This is a genomic window from Chryseobacterium sp. SIMBA_029, assembly GCF_046535275.1.
In the GTDB taxonomy this organism is placed as follows: domain Bacteria; phylum Bacteroidota; class Bacteroidia; order Flavobacteriales; family Weeksellaceae; genus Chryseobacterium.
Genome location: NZ_JAWRXA010000279.1, coordinates 1 through 275, shown reverse-complemented (window position 1 = coordinate 275; position 275 = coordinate 1). Strand labels below are relative to the sequence as shown.

The window sequence follows — 275 nt, the reverse complement described above, 5'->3', positions numbered from 1 at the left end:
AAGCGCTCCGGCCTGCTGGTTTTGCCCCCGATCCGCAACATCGAGGAACGTCCCAAAACCGTCCTCCTGCCGTCCACCGTGGGGACCGGTGCGGAAGTCAGCGGGGTCGCATGCCTGGACACCGCCGTCGGACGCCGCCTCATAGCATCGCCTCACCTTTCGGGTGACGTGGCAGTGCTCGACGGCGGACACCTCGCCACCCTGCCGCGGCACCTGGTCCTGGAGGGTCTGCTCGAGTCGTTCCTTAGGGTGGCGGGAACCCTGACGGGCAGCAG

At 68.0% G+C, this 275-nt stretch carries 1 protein-coding gene; it reads left to right on the top strand.

The annotated features are described in order from the left end of the window. Window positions 1–275 (top strand): iron-containing alcohol dehydrogenase (locus SB679_RS24125; protein ID WP_410704769.1); only part of this gene is annotated, 275 nt, incomplete at both ends.